The organism is Streptomyces sp. NPDC054770, assembly GCF_053611985.1.
Genome location: NZ_JBSHBL010000017.1, coordinates 138178 through 155498 on the forward strand (window position 1 = coordinate 138178; position 17321 = coordinate 155498).

16 protein-coding genes and 1 tRNA gene are annotated in these 17321 nt (G+C 70.1%); 8 read left to right on the forward strand and 9 right to left on the reverse strand.

Annotated features, from left to right (window positions below):
• Positions 1–80 precede the first annotated feature (80 nt).
• The 6 genes from ACWGKQ_RS17865 to ACWGKQ_RS17890 are packed head-to-tail and all read left to right on the forward strand — an operon-like array spanning position 81 to position 4238.
• Positions 81–869, forward strand: coding sequence for a DUF881 domain-containing protein (locus tag ACWGKQ_RS17865; RefSeq protein ID WP_453292857.1), 789 nt, complete (start codon positions 81–83; stop codon positions 867–869).
• 27 nt (positions 870–896) lie between these two features.
• Entirely contained in the window at positions 897–1589 is a 693-nt protein-coding gene (locus tag ACWGKQ_RS17870) for a class E sortase (protein ID WP_453292858.1), read from the forward strand.
• A gap of 52 nt (positions 1590–1641) precedes the next feature.
• On the forward strand, positions 1642–1803 hold the full coding sequence (locus ACWGKQ_RS17875; RefSeq protein WP_453292859.1) for a hypothetical protein: 162 nt from the start codon (positions 1642–1644) through the stop codon (positions 1801–1803).
• Positions 1800–2438 (forward strand): aminodeoxychorismate/anthranilate synthase component II, encoded by a 639-nt coding sequence (locus tag ACWGKQ_RS17880; protein WP_094218623.1) that lies wholly within the window; start codon positions 1800–1802, stop codon positions 2436–2438. The genes ACWGKQ_RS17875 and ACWGKQ_RS17880 overlap by 4 nt, the downstream gene beginning before the upstream one ends.
• Positions 2435–3469, forward strand: a complete 1035-nt coding sequence (locus ACWGKQ_RS17885) for a class E sortase (protein WP_453292860.1) — start codon at positions 2435–2437, stop codon at positions 3467–3469. The genes ACWGKQ_RS17880 and ACWGKQ_RS17885 overlap by 4 nt, the downstream gene beginning before the upstream one ends.
• A gap of 19 nt (positions 3470–3488) precedes the next feature.
• A complete protein-coding gene (locus ACWGKQ_RS17890) occupies positions 3489–4238 on the forward strand; it encodes a class E sortase (RefSeq protein WP_453292861.1) in 750 nt (249 codons plus the stop codon).
• Here ACWGKQ_RS17890 and ACWGKQ_RS17895 read toward each other — a convergent pair.
• From ACWGKQ_RS17895 to ACWGKQ_RS17925, 7 genes are all read right to left on the reverse strand, one after another.
• Positions 4120–4410 (reverse strand): hypothetical protein, encoded by a 291-nt coding sequence (locus ACWGKQ_RS17895; RefSeq protein WP_453292862.1) that lies wholly within the window; start codon positions 4408–4410, stop codon positions 4120–4122. The genes ACWGKQ_RS17890 and ACWGKQ_RS17895 overlap by 119 nt on opposite strands.
• Before the next feature lie 298 nt (positions 4411–4708).
• Complete coding sequence (gene pknB, locus ACWGKQ_RS17900; RefSeq protein WP_453292863.1) at positions 4709–6691, reverse strand: Stk1 family PASTA domain-containing Ser/Thr kinase; 1983 nt, start codon at positions 6689–6691, stop codon at positions 4709–4711.
• 171 nt (positions 6692–6862) lie between these two features.
• Complete coding sequence (locus tag ACWGKQ_RS17905) at positions 6863–8347, reverse strand: peptidoglycan D,D-transpeptidase FtsI family protein (RefSeq protein WP_453292864.1); 1485 nt, start codon at positions 8345–8347, stop codon at positions 6863–6865.
• Positions 8344–9783, reverse strand: coding sequence for an FtsW/RodA/SpoVE family cell cycle protein (locus ACWGKQ_RS17910; protein WP_453292865.1), 1440 nt, complete (start codon positions 9781–9783; stop codon positions 8344–8346). Before ACWGKQ_RS17910 ends, ACWGKQ_RS17905 begins: the two co-directional genes overlap by 4 nt.
• A gap of 27 nt (positions 9784–9810) precedes the next feature.
• The gene (locus ACWGKQ_RS17915; protein WP_453292872.1) at positions 9811–11376 is read right to left on the reverse strand and encodes a Stp1/IreP family PP2C-type Ser/Thr phosphatase; all 1566 of its coding nucleotides are present in this window, start codon (positions 11374–11376) and stop codon (positions 9811–9813) included.
• 98 nt (positions 11377–11474) lie between these two features.
• Positions 11475–11999, reverse strand: a complete 525-nt coding sequence (locus ACWGKQ_RS17920; RefSeq protein ID WP_365797563.1) for an FHA domain-containing protein FhaB/FipA — start codon at positions 11997–11999, stop codon at positions 11475–11477.
• A 10-nt stretch (positions 12000–12009) separates the two neighbouring features.
• Entirely contained in the window at positions 12010–12885 is an 876-nt protein-coding gene (locus tag ACWGKQ_RS17925; RefSeq protein ID WP_453292866.1) for an FhaA domain-containing protein, read from the reverse strand.
• A 409-nt stretch (positions 12886–13294) separates the two neighbouring features.
• Here ACWGKQ_RS17925 and ACWGKQ_RS17930 point away from each other — a divergent pair.
• A tRNA-Leu gene (locus ACWGKQ_RS17930) sits at positions 13295–13378 on the forward strand.
• 118 nt (positions 13379–13496) lie between these two features.
• Here ACWGKQ_RS17930 and ACWGKQ_RS17935 read toward each other — a convergent pair.
• Together ACWGKQ_RS17935 and ACWGKQ_RS17940 are read right to left on the reverse strand one after the other, a co-directional pair.
• Complete coding sequence (locus ACWGKQ_RS17935; RefSeq protein ID WP_453292867.1) at positions 13497–15962, reverse strand: ABC transporter permease; 2466 nt, start codon at positions 15960–15962, stop codon at positions 13497–13499.
• Entirely contained in the window at positions 15956–16687 is a 732-nt protein-coding gene (locus ACWGKQ_RS17940; RefSeq protein WP_453292868.1) for an ABC transporter ATP-binding protein, read from the reverse strand. The genes ACWGKQ_RS17935 and ACWGKQ_RS17940 overlap by 7 nt, the downstream gene beginning before the upstream one ends.
• Before the next feature lie 213 nt (positions 16688–16900).
• Between ACWGKQ_RS17940 and ACWGKQ_RS17945 the strand changes: the two genes are divergently transcribed.
• Positions 16901–17321 (forward strand): sensor domain-containing protein (locus tag ACWGKQ_RS17945; RefSeq protein ID WP_453292873.1); only part of this gene is annotated, 421 nt, incomplete at its 3' end.

A 17321-nucleotide genomic window follows, 5' to 3' on the forward strand; every position in this document is an offset into this window, starting at 1 on the left:
GACAGTAAGGGCACACTGAGCGCTCCCCCGGGCGTCCGTTAGCGTAGTGCTTCCGCGGCGCCGAAGGAGATAAGGGTACGTTGAGCAATTCTGCCGACTCCCAGGGGACCGGATCAACGGGTGACGGCCCAACCCGCAAGAACGGGTTCCGTCCGGTGCGGATTCTCACCGTGGGCGTCTTCGCCCTCGCCGGTCTGCTCTTCTTCACCAGCTTCAACACGGCCAAGGGCACCGACATCCGCTCGGACGACAATCTGCTGAAGCTCTCCGACCTGATCCAGGCGCACAGCCGCAAGAACAAGGAGCTGGACGAGTCCAACGCGAGCACGCGCGACGAGAACGAGAAGCTCGCCAAGCGCGACGACGGCTCCACCAAGGCCCAGGACGACAAGCTGACCGGCCTGGAGAAGGACGCGGGCAGCCAGAAGCTCACCGGCAAGGCGATCACCGTCACGCTCAACGACGCCCCGCCGAACGCCACCGCCAAGCTTCCCGGCTACCCCGAGCCGCAGCCCGACTACCTGGTCATCCACCAGCAGGACCTGCAGGCCGTGGTGAACGCCCTCTGGCAGGGCGGCGCCACCGGCATCAAGGTCATGGACCAGCGGCTGATCTCCACCAGCGCCGTGCGCTGCGTCGGCAACACCCTGATCCTCCAGGGCCGGGTCTACTCACCGCCGTACAAGATCCAGGCGATCGGTGACCCGGCGAAGATGCAGAAGTCGCTCGCGGATTCCGAGGCCATCCAGAACTACATGGTGTACGTCAACGTGTACGGCCTCGGCTGGAAAGTCACCGAGGACGGCACGGTGACTCTTCCGGGCTACTCGGGCACAGTGGATCTGCACTACGCGAAACCCGTGGGGTAAGCAGCTCGTCACTTTCTGGAGCCGCCGGTGCGCGTGATCGTCAGGACCGTCAGCGAGCTCTGCATCACCGTCGGCACGCTCATCGTGCTCTTCGTCGTGTACGTGCTGTTCTGGACCGGCGTGAAGGCCGACGGCGTGATGCACGACCAGATCGACCAGTTACAGCGGCAGTGGTCGGCCAGTGCCTCGGTGCATCCGACGCCCAAGGCGTCCGCGACCTCCGCCGCACCCGCGAAGCCCGCCGCGTACCACTACGGCAAGCCCTTCGCGATCATGTACATCCCCCGGCTCGGTTTCACGTGGAACAAGCCGGTCCTGGAGGGCACCGGCACCGATGTGCTGAAGAAGGGCCTGGCCCACTACGCCCGGACCGCGCAGCTGGGCCAGGTGGGCAACTTCGCGGTCGCCGGCCACCGGCGCACGTACGGCGACCCGTTCCTCGACTTCCCGAAGCTGCGCAAGGGCGACGCGATCGTCCTGACGGACGGCGCCACCTGGTTCACGTATCGGATCGACAAAGGGCCCTACAAAACAGTTCCGACGGACGTTGAAGTGATCGACCCTGTGCCACGTAAGTCGGGGTATACGCGTCCGGGCCGCTATCTCACGCTGACCACGTGCGATCCGGAATGGGGGCACAGCCATCGGCTGATCGTCTGGGCGCACTTGGACTCCACACAGCCTGTGGAGTCAGGCAGACCCAAGGCGCTGCGCCGTTAGTCTGGTGCAGTACGGCGGGACTCTGGTGCCGTGGCGGAACGGAAGGGACGGCATGTACGGCTGGATCTGGCGGCATCTGCCGGGGAACGTATGGGTGAAGGCGCTGATCTCATTCCTGCTCGTCCTGGCCGTGGTCTACGTCCTCTTCCAGTACGTCTTCCCCTGGGCCGAACCGCTGCTGCCCTTCAACGATGTGACGGTGGACAACCAGTGAGCGCGCGGATTCTCGTCGTCGACAACTACGACAGCTTCGTCTTCAACCTGGTCCAGTACCTGTACCAGCTGGGTGCCGAGTGCGAGGTGCTGCGCAACGACGAGGTGTCGACGGCGCACGCCCAGGACGGCTTCGACGGCGTCCTGCTCTCACCAGGACCCGGCACGCCGGAGGAGGCGGGGGTCTGCGTGGACATGGTCCGGCACTGCGCCGCGACCGGTGTCCCGGTCTTCGGGGTCTGCCTCGGCATGCAGTCGATGCAGGTGGCGTACGGCGGTGTGGTGGACCGGGCGCCGGAGCTGCTGCACGGCAAGACCTCGCTGGTCGAGCACGAGGGCAGGGGAGTCTTCGCCGGGCTGCCGACGCCCTTCACCGCGACCCGCTACCACTCCCTCGCCGCCGAGCCGGCGACGGTCCCGGCCGAGCTGGAGGTGACCGCCCGTACCCACGACGGGATCATCATGGGGCTCAGGCACCGTGAACTCCCGGTCGAGGGCGTGCAGTTCCACCCCGAGTCGGTGCTGACCGAGCACGGGCACCGGATGCTGGCCAACTGGCTGGTGGAGTGCGGTGACCAGGGGGCCGTGGCGAGGTCGGCGGGGCTCGCCCCGGTGGTGGGCAGGGCCACGGCGTGACCGCGCTGCGCCCCGAGCGCGAGACCGGTGCCTCGTACGGGGATCAGCCGTACGGGGGCTCAGGCGCGCTCGGGGAGACGGCGTATCTCCCGCCGCTTCCGCCGATCGACGAGGAGACCGTCGCGCTGCGGATCCCCGAGCCGCCGCCTGTACGGGCCTCTGCGGGCACAACAGCCCCTTCCGGCACGGGAACCTCAGGAGGCGGCCGAGCGGCCCGCAGAAAGGCCGCCAAGCGGCGCGGCGGGCGGCACGGCGGCGCGCCGGAGACGGCACCGCAGGAGACTGCGTCGCGGGAGAGCGGCGCGCCGGGCCGGCGGCTCTCCCGGGTCGAGGCCCGGCGGCAGGAGCGGTTGCGCAAGCCCAGCCCGGCCGTCATGGCGAGCCGGGCCATCGGTGAGGTGTTCATCACCACCGGTGTGCTGATGCTGCTGTTCGTCACCTACCAGCTGTGGTGGACGAACGTCCGCGCCCACGCGCAGGCCGGCAAGGAGGCCAGCAGCCTCCAGCAGGACTGGGCGAGCGGCAAGCGTGCGCCCGGTGTCTTCGAGCCCGGCCAGGGCTTCGCCATCCTGCACATCCCCAAGCTGGACGTGGTGGCGCCGATCGCCGAGGGCGTCAGCAACGCGAAGGTCCTCGACAAGGGCATGGTCGGGCACTACGGCGAGGGTGCGCTGAAGACCGCGATGCCGCAGGACAAGACCGGCAACTTCGGTCTGGCCGCGCACCGCAACACGCACGGCGAGCCGTTCCGGTACATCAACAAGCTGGTGGCCGGCGACTCGGTGGTGGTCGAGACGCAGGACGAGTACTACGTGTACAAGGTGACGTCGATGCTGCCGGTGACGGCGCCGAGCAACGTGAGTGTGCTGGATCCGGTCCCGAAGGGGTCGGGCTTCACCAAACCGGGCCGCTACATCACTCTCACCACCTGCACACCGGAGTTCACCAGCAAGTACCGGTTGATCGTGTGGGGCAAGATGGTCGAGGAACGCCCGCGCAGCAAGGGCAAGCCAGACGCGCTCGTCGAGTAAGGGCAGAGGCAGAGGAACAGTGGCAGCGACCGCCGACGACACCGAAGAGCAGACCGACGCGCCGGACGCGGCGCCCGTGCCGGGGCGGCGGCCGATGGGCCGGATCGCGACCGCGGTCAGCGTCTTCGGTGAACTCCTCATCACGGCGGGCCTGGTGCTCGGCCTGTTCGTCGTCTACTCCCTGTGGTGGACGAACGTCGTCGCGGACCGCAAGGCGGACCGGGAGGGCGACAAGGTCAGGGACACCTGGGCGCAGCCGGACACCGGTCCGGGCGCGCTGGACACGAAGAACGGCATCGGCTTCCTGCACGTGCCGTCGATGAAGAACGGCGAGGTCCTGGTCGAGAAGGGCACGTCGACCCAGGTCCTGAACAACGGCGTGGCCGGCTACTACACGGACCCGGTCAAGGCCACGCTCCCCACCACCGGCAAGGTCGGCAACTTCGCCGTCGCCGCCCACCGCGACGGCCACGGCGCGAAGTTCCACAACATCGACAAGGTGAAGGTCGGCGATCCGGTCGTCTTCGAGACCCGCGACGACTGGTACGTCTACAAGGTCTACGACATCCTCCCGGAGACCTCGAAGTACAACGTCAAGGTCCTCTCCCAGGTCCCCAAGGAGTCCGGCAAGACCAAGCCGGGCCACTACATCACCCTGACGACGTGCACGCCGGTGTACACGAGCCGCTACCGGTACGTGGTGTGGGGCGAGCTGGTACGGGTGCAGAAGGTCGACAGCAAGCGCACGCCGCCGAAGGAACTGCGCTGACTGAGGCCCTGGCCGGGCCTCGCAGCGGTGGCGCGTTGTCGCCGAACTGAACGGTGATGACCCCGCTCAGTTCGGCGATCGCCTGAGCCTCGCTGCTGAAGGTGCACGTGGCGACGGAAAGGGCGATGTCCGCTGGGGCGACGGCCCGTGCGGCGCCGGCGAACCTCTGCACGGCGGAGCTGCTGACGTAGCGGTGGCCGGTGTGGTTCTTGCACTGGAAGGCGGCGGAGGAGATCGGCGAGGTGACGTTCGAGCGCCTGCCAGGTCAGGGCCACGCTGCTGCGTAGGCTCTTCGGTTCCGGCAGCGCAGATTCGTTGCCCACGCTCTGCCCTTTCACTCGTGGTGTGGCCGTACGGCCAGGGCAGAGCTGCATGCGTGAGCGGTGTCGCGTGCGTATCAGTCAGTTCGCAGCACTCGGCCCCACCGAGCCGAAGCTCGGTGGGGCCGAGGGGAGGCTGCCTGCGGAAGGTCAGCCGAAGGTACCGCCGAAGAAGTTGGTACCGCCGTTGTTCCCGCCGTTGTTGCCGTTGCCGGTGCTCACCGTGGTCAGGGTGATCTGCGTGCTGCCGGGATCGTTGACGCCGGTGTTGGCCTGCGGGTCCTGGTTGGTGACGAGGGCGTTGTCGCTGGAGTCGCCGTTGAACTGGATGTTGGTGAAGCCCTCCGCCTGCAGGGTCTGCTTGGCCTGCTTCACGGTCTGGCCCAGGACGCTCGGCACGGCCGTCTGCTGCTGGGCCTTGCCGATCTGGATGTTCACCGTGGAGTTCTTGTCGACCTGCTCGCCCTTCTGCGGATCGGTGGAGATGACCTTGCCGACCAGGCTGGGGTCGCTGGTGTCCACCTCGGTGCAGGTGCCGACAAGGTTGTTCTGCGTCATCTGGGCCTTGGCCGCGTCACAGGTCTGGCCCGTGACGTCCGGGACCGTGGACTTCTCCTGGGCCTTGGCGACCGTGAGAGTGATCGTGGAGCCCTTCTGGAGCTCCGTGTCGCCCGAGGGGTCCTGGCCGATGACGACGCCCGCGGTCTGCTCGGACACCTTGGTCTTCTTCTCGACGTGGAAGCCCTTGGCCGTGAGCTGTTCCTCGGCCTTGTCGAAGGTCAGGCCCTGGACGTCCGGCACGGCGACCTTCGGGGCGCCCGTCGAGACCACCAGGTTGACCGTGTCGCCCTTGCTGACGTCCGTGCCCTCTTTCGGGTCCTGGGAGCAGACACTGCCCTTCGGCGCGTTGTCGCAGGCCTTCCGCGTAGGCGTCCCCAGTTTCAGGCCCGAGTTCACGGCCATCTTCTGTGCGTCCGCGTAGGTCTGGCCGACGAAGTTCGGCGCCTTGAAGGACTCGTTCCCGCCGCTCCCGCTGACCACCCATTTCCCGATCAGGACCGAGCCCACCAGCACCAGGACACCCGCGACCACGAGCAGGATCGTGGAGGTGTTGCTCTTCTTCTGCTGGCGGCGGCGGTCCGGGCGTTCGTCGTAGCCGTAGCCGCCGTCGTCCGGGTTCATCGGGGGGAGCATGGTGGTGGCGCCGGCGTCGGAGCGCAGGGCCGTGGTCGGCATGTCGTTCGGGTAGCCGCCGTAGCCGACGGAGCCCATCGCCGCGGTGGCCGCGACCGGCTGGCCGTCCAGGCACGCCTCGATGTCGGCGCGCATCTCGTCGGCCGACTGGTAGCGGTAGTTCGGGTCCTTGACCAGGGCCTTGAGGACGATGGCGTCCATCTCGGGCGTGATCTCGGGGTCGAAGACCGACGGGGGCTGCGGTTCCTCGCGGACGTGCTGGTAGGCGACCGCGACCGGGCTGTCGCCCACGAACGGCGGCCGTACCGTCAGCAGCTCGTAGAGGAGGCAGCCCGTCGAATACAGGTCCGAGCGGGCGTCGACCTGCTCGCCCTTCGCCTGCTCCGGGGAGAGGTACTGGGCGGTGCCGATGACGGCCGCGGTCTGGGTCATGGTCATGCCGGAGTCGCCCATGGCGCGGGCGATGCCGAAGTCCATGACCTTGACCTGGCCGTTGCGCGTCAGCATGACGTTGGCCGGCTTGATGTCACGGTGGACGATGCCGCTGCGGTGCGCGTACTCGAGGCCCTGGAGGATGCCGATGGTCATCTCCATGGCGCGCTCGGGCAGCAGCTTGCGGCCGGAGTGCAGCAGCTCGCGCAGTGTCGAGCCGTCCACGTACTCCATGACGATGTACGGGATCGAGACCCCGTCGATGTAGTCCTCGCCCGTGTCGTAGACCGCGACGATCGCGGGATGGTTGAGCGAGGCGGCCGACTGGGCCTCCCGGCGGAACCGGGCCTGGAAAGACGGGTCGCGTGCGAGGTCCGCACGCAGCGTCTTCACCGCCACCGTGCGGCCGAGCCGGGTGTCATGCGCGAGGTATACCTCCGCCATGCCACCACGGCCGAGCACGTGGCCCAGCTCGTACCGGCCGCCGAGGCGACGCGGCTCTTCCATAGCTACCTACCAGCCCTCTCCGTGGGTCCCGGCCGTCACGGGTGTGTGCGGTCGGAGGCTGCCGTCCGGGCCTACCGTACCCGGCTGTGTTTGTGTGACCTGGCCAAGCCCGTAACCCGATACAGGACCGGTATGTCAACGTGCACCGATGTGAAGGGGACGTGAGCGGGGTCACTTCTTGGAGTTGATGACCGCCTCCATCACGCTCTTCGCGATCGGGGCCGCGAGGCCGCCGCCGGAGATGTCGTCACGGTTGGCCTGGTCGTCCTCGATCACCACGGCGACGGCGACCGGCTTGCTGCCGTCGGGGAGCTTGGCGTACGAGATGAACCAGGCGTACGGGTTCTCGCTGTTCTCCACGCCGTGCTGGGCGGTACCGGTCTTGCCGCCCACGGTGACGCCGTTGATCTGCGCGTTGGTTCCCGTGCCCTGCTTGACGACCGTCTCCATCATCGACTGGAGGATCTGGGCGTTCGAGGCGGACAGCGGCTGGCTCATCTTCTCGGGCTCGGTCTGGGAGATCGTGTCGAGGCCCGGAGACTGGAGCTTGTCGATCATGTACGGCTTCATCAGCGTGCCGTCGTTGGCGACCGCGGAGGCGACCATGGCCATCTGCAGCGGGGTCGCGGCGGTGTTGTACTGGCCGATCGAGGACAGCGCGGTCTGCGACTGGTTCATGCCGTCGGAGAAGACCGAGGCGCTGGAGCGGACCGGGGTGAACTGCTCGGAGTCGAAGCCGAACTTCTTCGCCTCGGCGAGCATCTTGTCGTTGCCGAGGTCGGCGCCGATCTTGCCGAAGACGGTGTTGCAGGACACCCGCAGGGCGACGCGCATGGTCGCGTTCTTGCAGGGGATGTTGCCCTCGTTCTTCAGCTCGGTCGTGGTACCCGGCATGACGTACGGGAGCGGCGAGTTCGTGGCCTCGTCGGCCGACTTGTACAGCCCGTTCTCCAGCGCGGCCGAGGCGGTGACGACCTTGAAGGTGGAGCCCGGCGGGTAGGTCTCGCGCAGCGCCCGGTTCAGCATCGGGTCGTTCGGGTTGTATTTCTTCTGGAGCTTCTTCCAGGCCGCGGCGTCGGTGTCCGAGGTGCCGGCGAAGGCCGAGGGGTCGTACGACGGGTAGGAGGCGAGGGCCAGGATCTTGCCCGTGGAGGGGTCCAGGGCGACGACCGCGCCCTTGCCGCCCTGCTTCTTCAGCCCGTTGTAGGCGGCGCTCTGGGCGGCCGCGTTGAGGGTGGTGACGACGTTGCCGCCCGACTTCTGCTTGCCCGTGATCATGTCGAGGGTGTTGCGGAAGAAGAGCCGGTCGTCGTTGCCGGTGAGGATGCCGTCCTCAAGGCTCTCCAGCTGGTTGGCGCCGAAGGCCTGGGAGGCGTAGCCGGTGACCGGGGCCCACATGGGGCCGTTCTTGTAGGTGCGCTTGTACTTCAGGTCGTTGAGACCTGCGGAGCCGGACGCCGTGGAGCCGGTGATCGGGTTGCCGTCGACGATTATGTCGCCGCGCGGGGTGGAGTAGCGGGCGATCGTGACGCGGCGGTTGGCGGGGTCCTCGCGCAGGGTGTCGGCCTTGACGTACTGGAGCCAGTTGTCGCGCAGCAGCAGCGTGAGGACGAGGAGGCCGCAGAAGATCGCGATCCGGCGCAGGGGCTTGTTCATGAGGGGCGGACCACCTGGGTCATCTCGGCGTCGGGGTTGGCGGCGGGGGCCGGGGCCGGGCGGCGGGCGGTGTCGCTGATGCGGATCAGGATGCCGATGAGCGCCCAGTTGGCGATGACAGAGGAACCGCCGTACGCGAGGAACGGCATCGTCATACCGGTGAGCGGGATGAGGCCCATCACACCGCCGGCGACGACGAACACCTGGAGCGCGAAGGCGCCGGAGAGGCCGACGGCGAGCAGCTTGCCGAACGGGTCGCGGGCGGCGAGCGAGGTGCGCACGCCGCGCTCCACGATCAGACCGTAGATGAGCAGGATCGCCATGATGCCGGCCAGGCCGAGCTCCTCGCCGAAGGTGGCGAGGATGAAGTCGGAGTTGGCGGCGAAGCGGATCAGGTCGGAGTGGCCCTGGCCGAGGCCGGTGCCGAGGGTGCCGCCGGAGCCGAACGCCCACAGGGCCTGCATCGCCTGCTCGGAGTGGCCGGCGACGCCCTGCCGGGAGAGCGTGTACTCCTTCATCGGGTCGAGCCAGGCCTGGACACGCTGCTGGACGTGCGGTTCGAAGCTGGCCACGCCGACCGCGCCGGCCGCCGACATCAGCAGACCGAAGAAGATCCAGCTGGTCCGCTCGGTGGCGACGTACAGCATGATGATGAACATTCCGAAGAACAGCAGCGAGGTACCGAGGTCGGTCTCGAACACCAGGATGAGGATCGAGATGAACCAGACGACCAGGATCGGGCCGAGGTCGCGGCCGCGGGGGAGGTACAGCCCCATGAAGCGGCGGCTGGCGAGGGCGAGCGCGTCCCGCTTGACCATCAGGTAGCCGGCGAAGAACACCGCGAGGACGATCTTCGCGAACTCACCGGGCTGGATGGTGAAGCCGCCGACGGAGATCCAGATCTTGGCGCCGTAGACGTTCAGGCCGAGGCCCGGGACCAGCGGGAGCAGCAGCAGGAAGAGCGCGGCCACCATGGAGATGTAGGTGTAGCGCTGGAGTGATCTGTGGTCCTTGAGGAAGATCAGGACGACGATGAACAGCGCGATGCCCATCGCGGTGTACAGCAGCTGGTTGGTGGCCTTGCCGCCGGACACGTTGATCGACTGGAGCAGCTTGGACTGGTCGAGTCTCCAGATGACGACCAGGCCGAGGCCGTTGAGCAGGGTGGCCAGCGGCAGCAGCAGCGGGTCCGCGTAGGGGGCGAACTTGCGGACGACGAGGTGGGCGACGGCGGCCAGCAGGCCGAGGCCCAGGCCGTAGCTCAGCAGTCCGGCGGGGACCTTGTCGTTGATGGCCAGGCCCACGTTGGCGTAGGCGAACACCGGGATGGCGACGGCGAACACCAGGAGCGCGAGCTCGGTGTTGCGCCGGCTCGGTGTTCCGATGGAGCCGATCGTGGACGTGTGGTTCGTCGACGTGTTGGTAGTACTGCTCATCGTGTGACGGGGCCTCTCACGGCTTGCCTATTGCTTACCGCACAGCGAGACGACCTTCTGCTCATCCTCCGAGAGGGTGGGGCCGGGGCTGGGGGTCGCTGAGGGGGACGGGGACGGTGACGCCGTGGAGGACGCCGAGTTCGAGGGGCTTGGCGAGGCCTTGGACGTGAGAGAGGTCTTGGTGGTTCCCGTGGTGCCTCCGGCCTCGCCCTGGCCGGTCTTGGAGTTGGTCTTGGACTCGGCGGCGGTGCGCTCCGACTCCTTCTTGCAGGCGGAGGCCTGCACGGCCAGCTCCTGGACCTTGGACCGGGCGTCGGGGAGACCGCCCTCGGCGATGGTGGCCTTGACCTGCTTCTGCTGGTAGGGCGGCAGGTACTTGAGTTCGATCTCGGGGTGGTCCTGCTCCACCTTCGACAGCGACACCCAGGCCAGGTCCTGGCTGATGCCCTGGTAGAGCGCGACGTGCTCGCCGTTGGCGCCGACGTAGTACTGGGTCTGCGTCCAGCGGTAGCCGCCGTACAGGCCCCCGCCGATGACGGCGAGGGCGAGGATGCTGAAGAAGGATCTCTTCAGCCACTTCCGGCCCCTGCGGGGCTTGACGAAGTCGTCGTCGGTGTAGTCGCCGAAGCTGCCGTCCGGGACGTAGCCGGTGGTGTCGCCGGAGCCGGGCGGGCCGAACTCGCCGCCGCCACCGTGCCGGGGGCCCTGGCGGCCGAGGCTGGCGGCGCGGCCCGCCGGGGTCTGCATGAAGCCGTTGTCGTGCAGGTGCTGCTGGTTCTCGGCGACCGCGCCGACCACGACCGGGGTGTCGGAGAGCTGGCCCGCGAGGGTGTCGCCGGTGTCCAGGTCGAGGACGTCCGCGATGATGACCGTGATGTTGTCGGGGCCGCCGCCGCGCAGCGCGAGCTGGATCAGCTCCTGCACGGTCTCCTGCGGCCCCTGGTAGCTGGCGAGGGTCTCCTCCAGGGTCTGGTGGGAGACGACCCCGGAGAGCCCGTCGGAGCAGATGAGGTAGCGGTCGCCGGCGCGGACCTCGCGGATCGACAGGTCGGGCTCGACGTGGTCGCCGCTGCCGAGCGCGCGCATCAGCAGCGAGCGCTGCGGGTGGGTGGTGGCCTCTTCCTCGGTGATCCGGCCCTCGTCGACGAGCCGCTGCACCCAGGTGTGGTCCTGGGTGATCTGCGTGAGCACGCCGTCACGGAGGAGGTAAGCGCGGGAGTCGCCGACGTGCACGAGGCCGAGCCGCTGCCCGGTCCACAGCAGGGCGGTGAGGGTGGTCCCCATGCCCTCCAGCTGCGGGTCCTCCTCCACCATGGCGCGCAGCTGGTCGTTGGCGCGCTGCACGGCGAGGCCGAGGGAGGTGAGGATGTCGGAGCCGGGCACGTCGTCGTCGAGCGTGACCAGGGTGGAGATCACCTCGGAGGAGGCGACCTCGCCCGCGGCCTGGCCGCCCATGCCGTCGGCGATGGCGAGCAGGCGGGGACCGGCGTAACCGGAGTCCTCGTTGCCCTCCCGGATCATGCCTTTGTGCGATCCGGCGGCGAAGCGCAGTGACAGACTCATGCGCACCTCGCCCGTCGGCTCCGGGTACATCCGCACGGTGCCCACCCTCCGGTCGGGAGCGCGCGAAGGACCGGCGTCCGGTCCGCCGCCGCGTGCTCGCTCCGCTCGCGCCTACTCATGATGTAGCACTACTTCCGCAGCTCGATGACGGTTTTGCCGATGCGGATCGGCGCGCCCAGCGGGATCGGCGTGGGGGTCGTCAGCCGGGACCGGTCCAGGTAGGTGCCGTTGGTCGAGCCGAGGTCCTCGACGATCCACTGGCCGTCGCGGTCCGGGTAGATCCTGGCATGGCGGCTGGAGGCGTAGTCGTCGTCCAGCACGATCGTGGAGTCGTGGGCGCGTCCCAGGGTGATGGTCTGGCCCTGGAGCGCGACCGTCGTACCGGTGAGGGTGCCCTCGGAGACGACCAGCTTGCTGGGGGCGTTGCGCCGGCGGCCGCCGGACGCGGCCGGCTGCTGGCCGCGCTGCTGCGGTGGCGCGGCCTGCTGCCGGGCGGCGGGCTGCTGCCGGCGCCCTTCTTCCCTACGCGATCCGCGCTGGGTGACGCGCGTCCCGAACAGGTCGCTGCGGATGACCTGCACGGCCACGATCACGAACAGCCACAGTACGGCCAGGAAACCCAGCCGCATGACCGTGAGGGTCAGCTCTGACATTGCCCCCGCTTCACCCTTCGGCTTGCCGGTAAATGATGGTGCTGCTGCCCACGACGATCCGCGAGCCGTCGCGGAGCGTAGCGCGGGTGGTGTGCTGCCCGTCCACCACGATGCCGTTGGTGGATCCGAGATCCTGGATCGTCGAGGGCGTTCCGGTCCGGATCTCGCAGTGCCGGCGGGAGACGCCGGGGTCGTCGATCCGCACGTCGGCCTCGGTGCTGCGGCCCAGCACCAGCGTCGCGCGGGAGATCTGGTGGCGGGTGCCGTTGATCTCGATCCAGTAGCGGGTACGGGAGCCGGGCGACGGGGCGCCGACGGGACCCGAGGGCGGCCGCTGGGCGGCCGGCTGGGTCGGCTGCGGGTAGCCGTAGCCGCCGGGGCGGGCGCCGGGCGGCGGGGCGCTCGGCATCGGCGGGGCGGCGGCGCCCTGCTGCGGGTAGCCGTAGCCGCCCGGACGCTGTGGGGTGCCGGCGCCGCTCGCGGGGGCGCGCTCGGGGGCCTGCTGGTTGCTGGACGAGGCGAGGGTGCGGCTGCGCACCCGGTACAGGCCGGTGTCGAGGTCCTCGGCCTTCTCCAGGTTGACCTTGATCGGCCCCATGAAGGTGTAGCGCTGCTGCTTGGCGTAGTCGCGGACCATCCCGGCGAGCTCGTCGCCGAGCTGCCCGGAGTAGGGGCTGAGCCGCTCGAAGTCGGGCGCGCTCAGCTCCACGATGAAGTCATTGGGTACGACGGTCCGGTCCCGGTTCCAGATGGTCGCGTTGTTGTCGCACTCGCGCTGGAGCGCGCCGGCGATCTCCACGGGCTGGACCTCGGACTTGAACACCTTGGCGAAGGTGCCGTTGACCAGACCTTCGAGACGCTGCTCGAACTTCTTCAGGACTCCCACAGGGCACCTCCTCTGTTGCCTTGCCCGTACTGCCTGCCGTTGCCGTTACCGCTCGCTGATCGTATCTACGCGCCCGGCAATCAGCCGGTTCCCCCAGCGACCCCTCTTCGAACTCCTCGGCGTGCTTCTCCTGCCCAGGATCGGCGCTTCTTCTGCCATGGATCGTAGAGGTGGCCCACGACCAGTGTCCCGCACCCGACTGTGGACCCGATCCGTCTCCTGGACAGATGGCCTCGACCGGTACGAGGTTGATACGTGATGGCCGACTGCTCGGTACGCGCCCGTCAGGTGAGCGCTGCCCCCGGACAAGGGATGTGAACCCACCCTGCCCCACGTGCTAGTGTTCTCGATGTCGGAAGGGGCCGGACCGAAGGAAACAACGGGTCCGAAGCCGGAAGACACACCCAATGCGCGGGTGGCGGAATAGGCAGACGCGCTGGATTCAGGTTCCAGTGCCCGCAAGGGCGTGGGGGTTCAACTCCCCCCTCGCGCACAGAGATCGATGAGACGGGTCTCCACCGGTGACGGAAGTCACGGTGGGGGCCCGTTTCTCGTTGGCGGTCCTGTTGGTGTGCCGTTGGCGGGGTCGCCGAGGGGTCCCGGCTCGTGAGCTATCTCACGGGTGTGGCCGCGGGCCGGCGCAGGGCCACGGCGGCCGGGACGACCGAGGCCAGGACGGTGAGGATCGCGCAGCCGGCGACGGACAGGGCCAGGGCGGTCCACGGCAGGGTGACGGCGGCCGGGGCCGACAGGGCGTGCAGGGCCGCGGCGATTCCCGTCAGGTCGAGGGCGGTCACCAGCAGTCCCAGCACGGCCCCGACCGCGACCACGGTGAGCGCCTCGGCCCCGGCCAGCCGCAGCACCTGCCGGCGGGTGGCTCCGGCCAGCCGGAGCGCGGCGAACTCGCGCATCCGGTCGGAGGTGGCCATCACCATGGTGTTGACCAGGGAGATCCCGGTGTAGACGAGTGCGATGCCGAGGACGAGGAGAAGGCCGAGACGGGTGTTCCGGTCGGTCTTCGGGTAGGTCACCGCGATCCACCGGTCCCTGGTCAGGACGTGCGCACCGGACGCCCGGGCCGCCGCGCGCAGCCCGGCGGCCACCGTGGCCGCGTCCGCGCCGGGCCGCAGGGCCACGTCGACGCGGTCGACGGCCGCCCCGGGCGCGTTGGCCCAGGTCACGTAGGCGCCGTTGTCCCCGGTGCCGGTCCGCATCACGGCGGCGATGCGCAGGGTCCGCCGGGTGCCGTCGCCGAGCCACACCCGGACCCGGTCGCCGACGGTGTGCTGCTCCCACTCCTCGTTGACGATGATCGAGCCGTCGTCGAGGCCGGTGGTCCGGCCGGCGGCGAGCGGGAGGCGGGTGGTGGCGGCCAGCGCGGCGGGATCGGCGGCCCGGGCCCCGGATCTGATCAGGGCGTTCCCGTCTTCGAGGGTGTACACCGCGCTCGCCGAGGTGGCGGAGACCTCGGCGCCGGGTACGGCGCGCAGCGCCCTGAGCGTCGGTTCCTCGAACCCGCCGTCTCCCGCGGGCGTGACGACGAAGGCCGCGGTGGTCCGCTCGCCGGTCTCCGCGGCCCGGGCCGCGTTCAGGGTCGTGGTGACGCCGAGCAGCGAGCCGGTGAGGGCGACGGTGACCAGCACGGGCGCGGCGACGGCGGCGGTACGGCGGACTGCGGCGGCCGCGTTCTCGCGTACCAGCATGCCGCCGGCGCCGGGGAGCCGGGCCGGGGCCCAGGTGAGCAGCCGGGTCAGCGGGCGGACCAGGACGGGCGCGAGCAGCGCGGCCGCCGTGATCAGCAGCATGGGGCGGCTCACGTAGGTCTTGCGGTGCAGCAGGTCGCCGGGGTCGTCGAGGAGTGCCAGGAGCAGGAGGACGGCCGCGGTCAGCAGCAGGCCGACGCCGGACAGCAGGCGGCCCCGGGTCATCGGCCGGTCGTCGACGGCCGCCTCGCGCAGCGCCTCCGCCGGCCCGGTCCGGCCCGCCCGCCAGGACGCGGCGACCGCCCCGCACAGGGCGACCAGCAGTCCCGTCGAGAAGGCCACGGCGTAGGGCCACGTGTGGTCGCCGATCCGGAACCAGCCCGGGGCGAGTCCGCCGTGGACGGTCCAGCGGGCGAGACGGGGCGCGCCGTACCGGCCGAGCACGCAGCCCGCCGCCGAGGCGAACGCCCCGACCAGCAGGGCCTCGGCGGCCACCGTCCGGCGCAGCTGCCCGGGGGTCGCCCCGGCGGTGCGCAGCAGGCCGAACTCGCGGCGGCGCTGGGCGACCGCGAAGGCGAACGTCGATGCCACCACGAACACCGACACGAAGGCGGTGACCCCGCCGGCCGTGCCGAACAGGGCGTTCAGCGCGGTCAGTGCCTCCCGGTCGCGGTCCGGGTCCGGGTCGGCGAAGCGCCGGTCGTCCCCGGTGAGGACCTGTACGCCGGGGCTGCCCTGGACCGCGTTCCGTACCGCCGCCGGGTCCGCGGCCACGACCGACTGGATGCTGTGCGGCGCCAGTTGTGCCGCCCGCGCGTCGGTGTAGAAGACGGCGTGCTCGAAGCCGCGGTCGGCGACCGTGCCGACGACGGTGACGGCGCCGTGATCCGTGCGGAGGGTGCGGCCGGGCTCCGCCCAGGTCCCGGTGACGACGACCTCGCGGGCGGTGCGCGGCGGGTGGCCAGAGGTGATCGCGTACGACGCGAACGCGGCGACCGACCAGGGGTGACCGACGAGATCGGCGGGCCCGTCCTTTGCAGGTGTGGTCCGGACGGCGAAGGTGCGGTCGGGGGTGACCTTGCCGAGCTTCCTCAACTCGGTGACGGTCGCGGCGGGTACGGCACGCGGCCGGGCGAGCCTCTGGGTGCGGATGCCGGTCGGGGTGGCGACGCGCAGGGTGTCGGCGCCCCTGACGACGACCGGGGCCGCGGCGAACCGTTCCGGGGCGCGCTGCGGGGCGTTCAGGGAGGAGGCGAGCGCCAGGCCCGTCACGGTGAGCAGGCCGACGCCGAGGCAGAGGGCGACGAAACTGCCGGCGAAGGTGACCCAGCGGGTGCGCAGGGTGTGCAGTGTGTACAGGGCGACGCTCAGCACGGCAGGGCCTCCAGCCCGGTCATGCGCGTGGCGATGCGGTCGGCACTCGCGCCCGTCAGTTCGCCGCCCACCCTGCCGTCGACGAGGAAGACGACACGGTCGGCGCAGGAGGCGGCGACCGGGTCGTGGGTGACCATGACGGTGGTACGGCCCTCGCCGTCGACCATGCCGCGCAGCAGTGCCAGCACCTCGTGGCCGGTCCGGGAGTCCAGGGCGCCGGTCGGCTCGTCGGCGAACAGCACCTCGGGGCGGGTGACCAGGGCGCGGGCCAGCGCGACCCGCTGCTGCTGGCCGCCGGACAGCTCGCTCGGCCGGTGCCGGGCCCGGTCGGCGAGCCCGACCCGGTCGAGCACCTCGCGCACCAGGGCCCTCGGGGGACGGCGGCCCGCCAGCCGGAGCGGCAGCGCCACGTTCTGCTCGGCGGTGAGGGAGGGCAGGAGGTTGAACGCCTGGAAGACGAAGCCGATGCGCTGCCGGCGCAGCAGGGTCAGCTCGGTCTCGGTCAGCCCGGTCAGCTCGGTCGCGCCCAGCAGGACGGACCCGGAATCCGGCCGGTCGAGGCCCGCCGCGCACTGCAGCAGGGTCGACTTGCCGGAGCCGGACGGCCCCATGACGGCGGTGAACGTCCCCGTCGGGAAGTCCAGGGAGACCTCGTCGAGCGCGGTGACGGCGTTGTCGCCTGAGCCGTGACGTCTGCTGACGGAACGCAAGGTGATGGCGGTCATGAAGCCTCGGTCTCGTTGTCGGTTCTGCTGCCGGTTCGCTGTCGGTGGTTCCACGAAACCGTTCGGGGGCGGGGCGGCGCAGTGCGGCAGGACGGAGACCGGGGGTAGGGCCAGGCATACCCCGGTCAGGGCGGCTGGACGGATGGCCGGGGCCTGGGGCCGCCGCCTACGGTGACCGGCATGCAGCCCCCTCCGCGCAGCGTCTGGCAGGCCATGGCCGCGCCCCGCTACCTGCTCTCCGCCTGGCCCTGGCGTGCCGGCGGCTACCTGGTGACCGGCGCGGTGACAGGGGCCGTACTCCTGGTGGGGCTGGTCGTCGCGGTGGTGGCCGGCGGTGTGCTCGCCGTCGTACTCGTCGGGCTGCCGCTGCTGCTCCTCACCGCGCTCGCGGGTCTTCCGGTGGCCCGGCTCGAACGGCACCGGCTGCGTCTGGTCGACGGGGACCGGGTGTACGACCCCCATGTGCGGCCGTCCGCCGCGGGGCTGCGGGCGTGGCTCGCGACCCGGCTGCGGGAGCGGGCGACCTGGCGCGAGCTCGGTCACATGCTGCTGTTCGCGGGCCTGTTGTGGCCGGTGGACGCGTTCGCCGTGACACTCGCCCTGCTCTGCCCGCTGTCGGTGGTCGCCGCCCCGG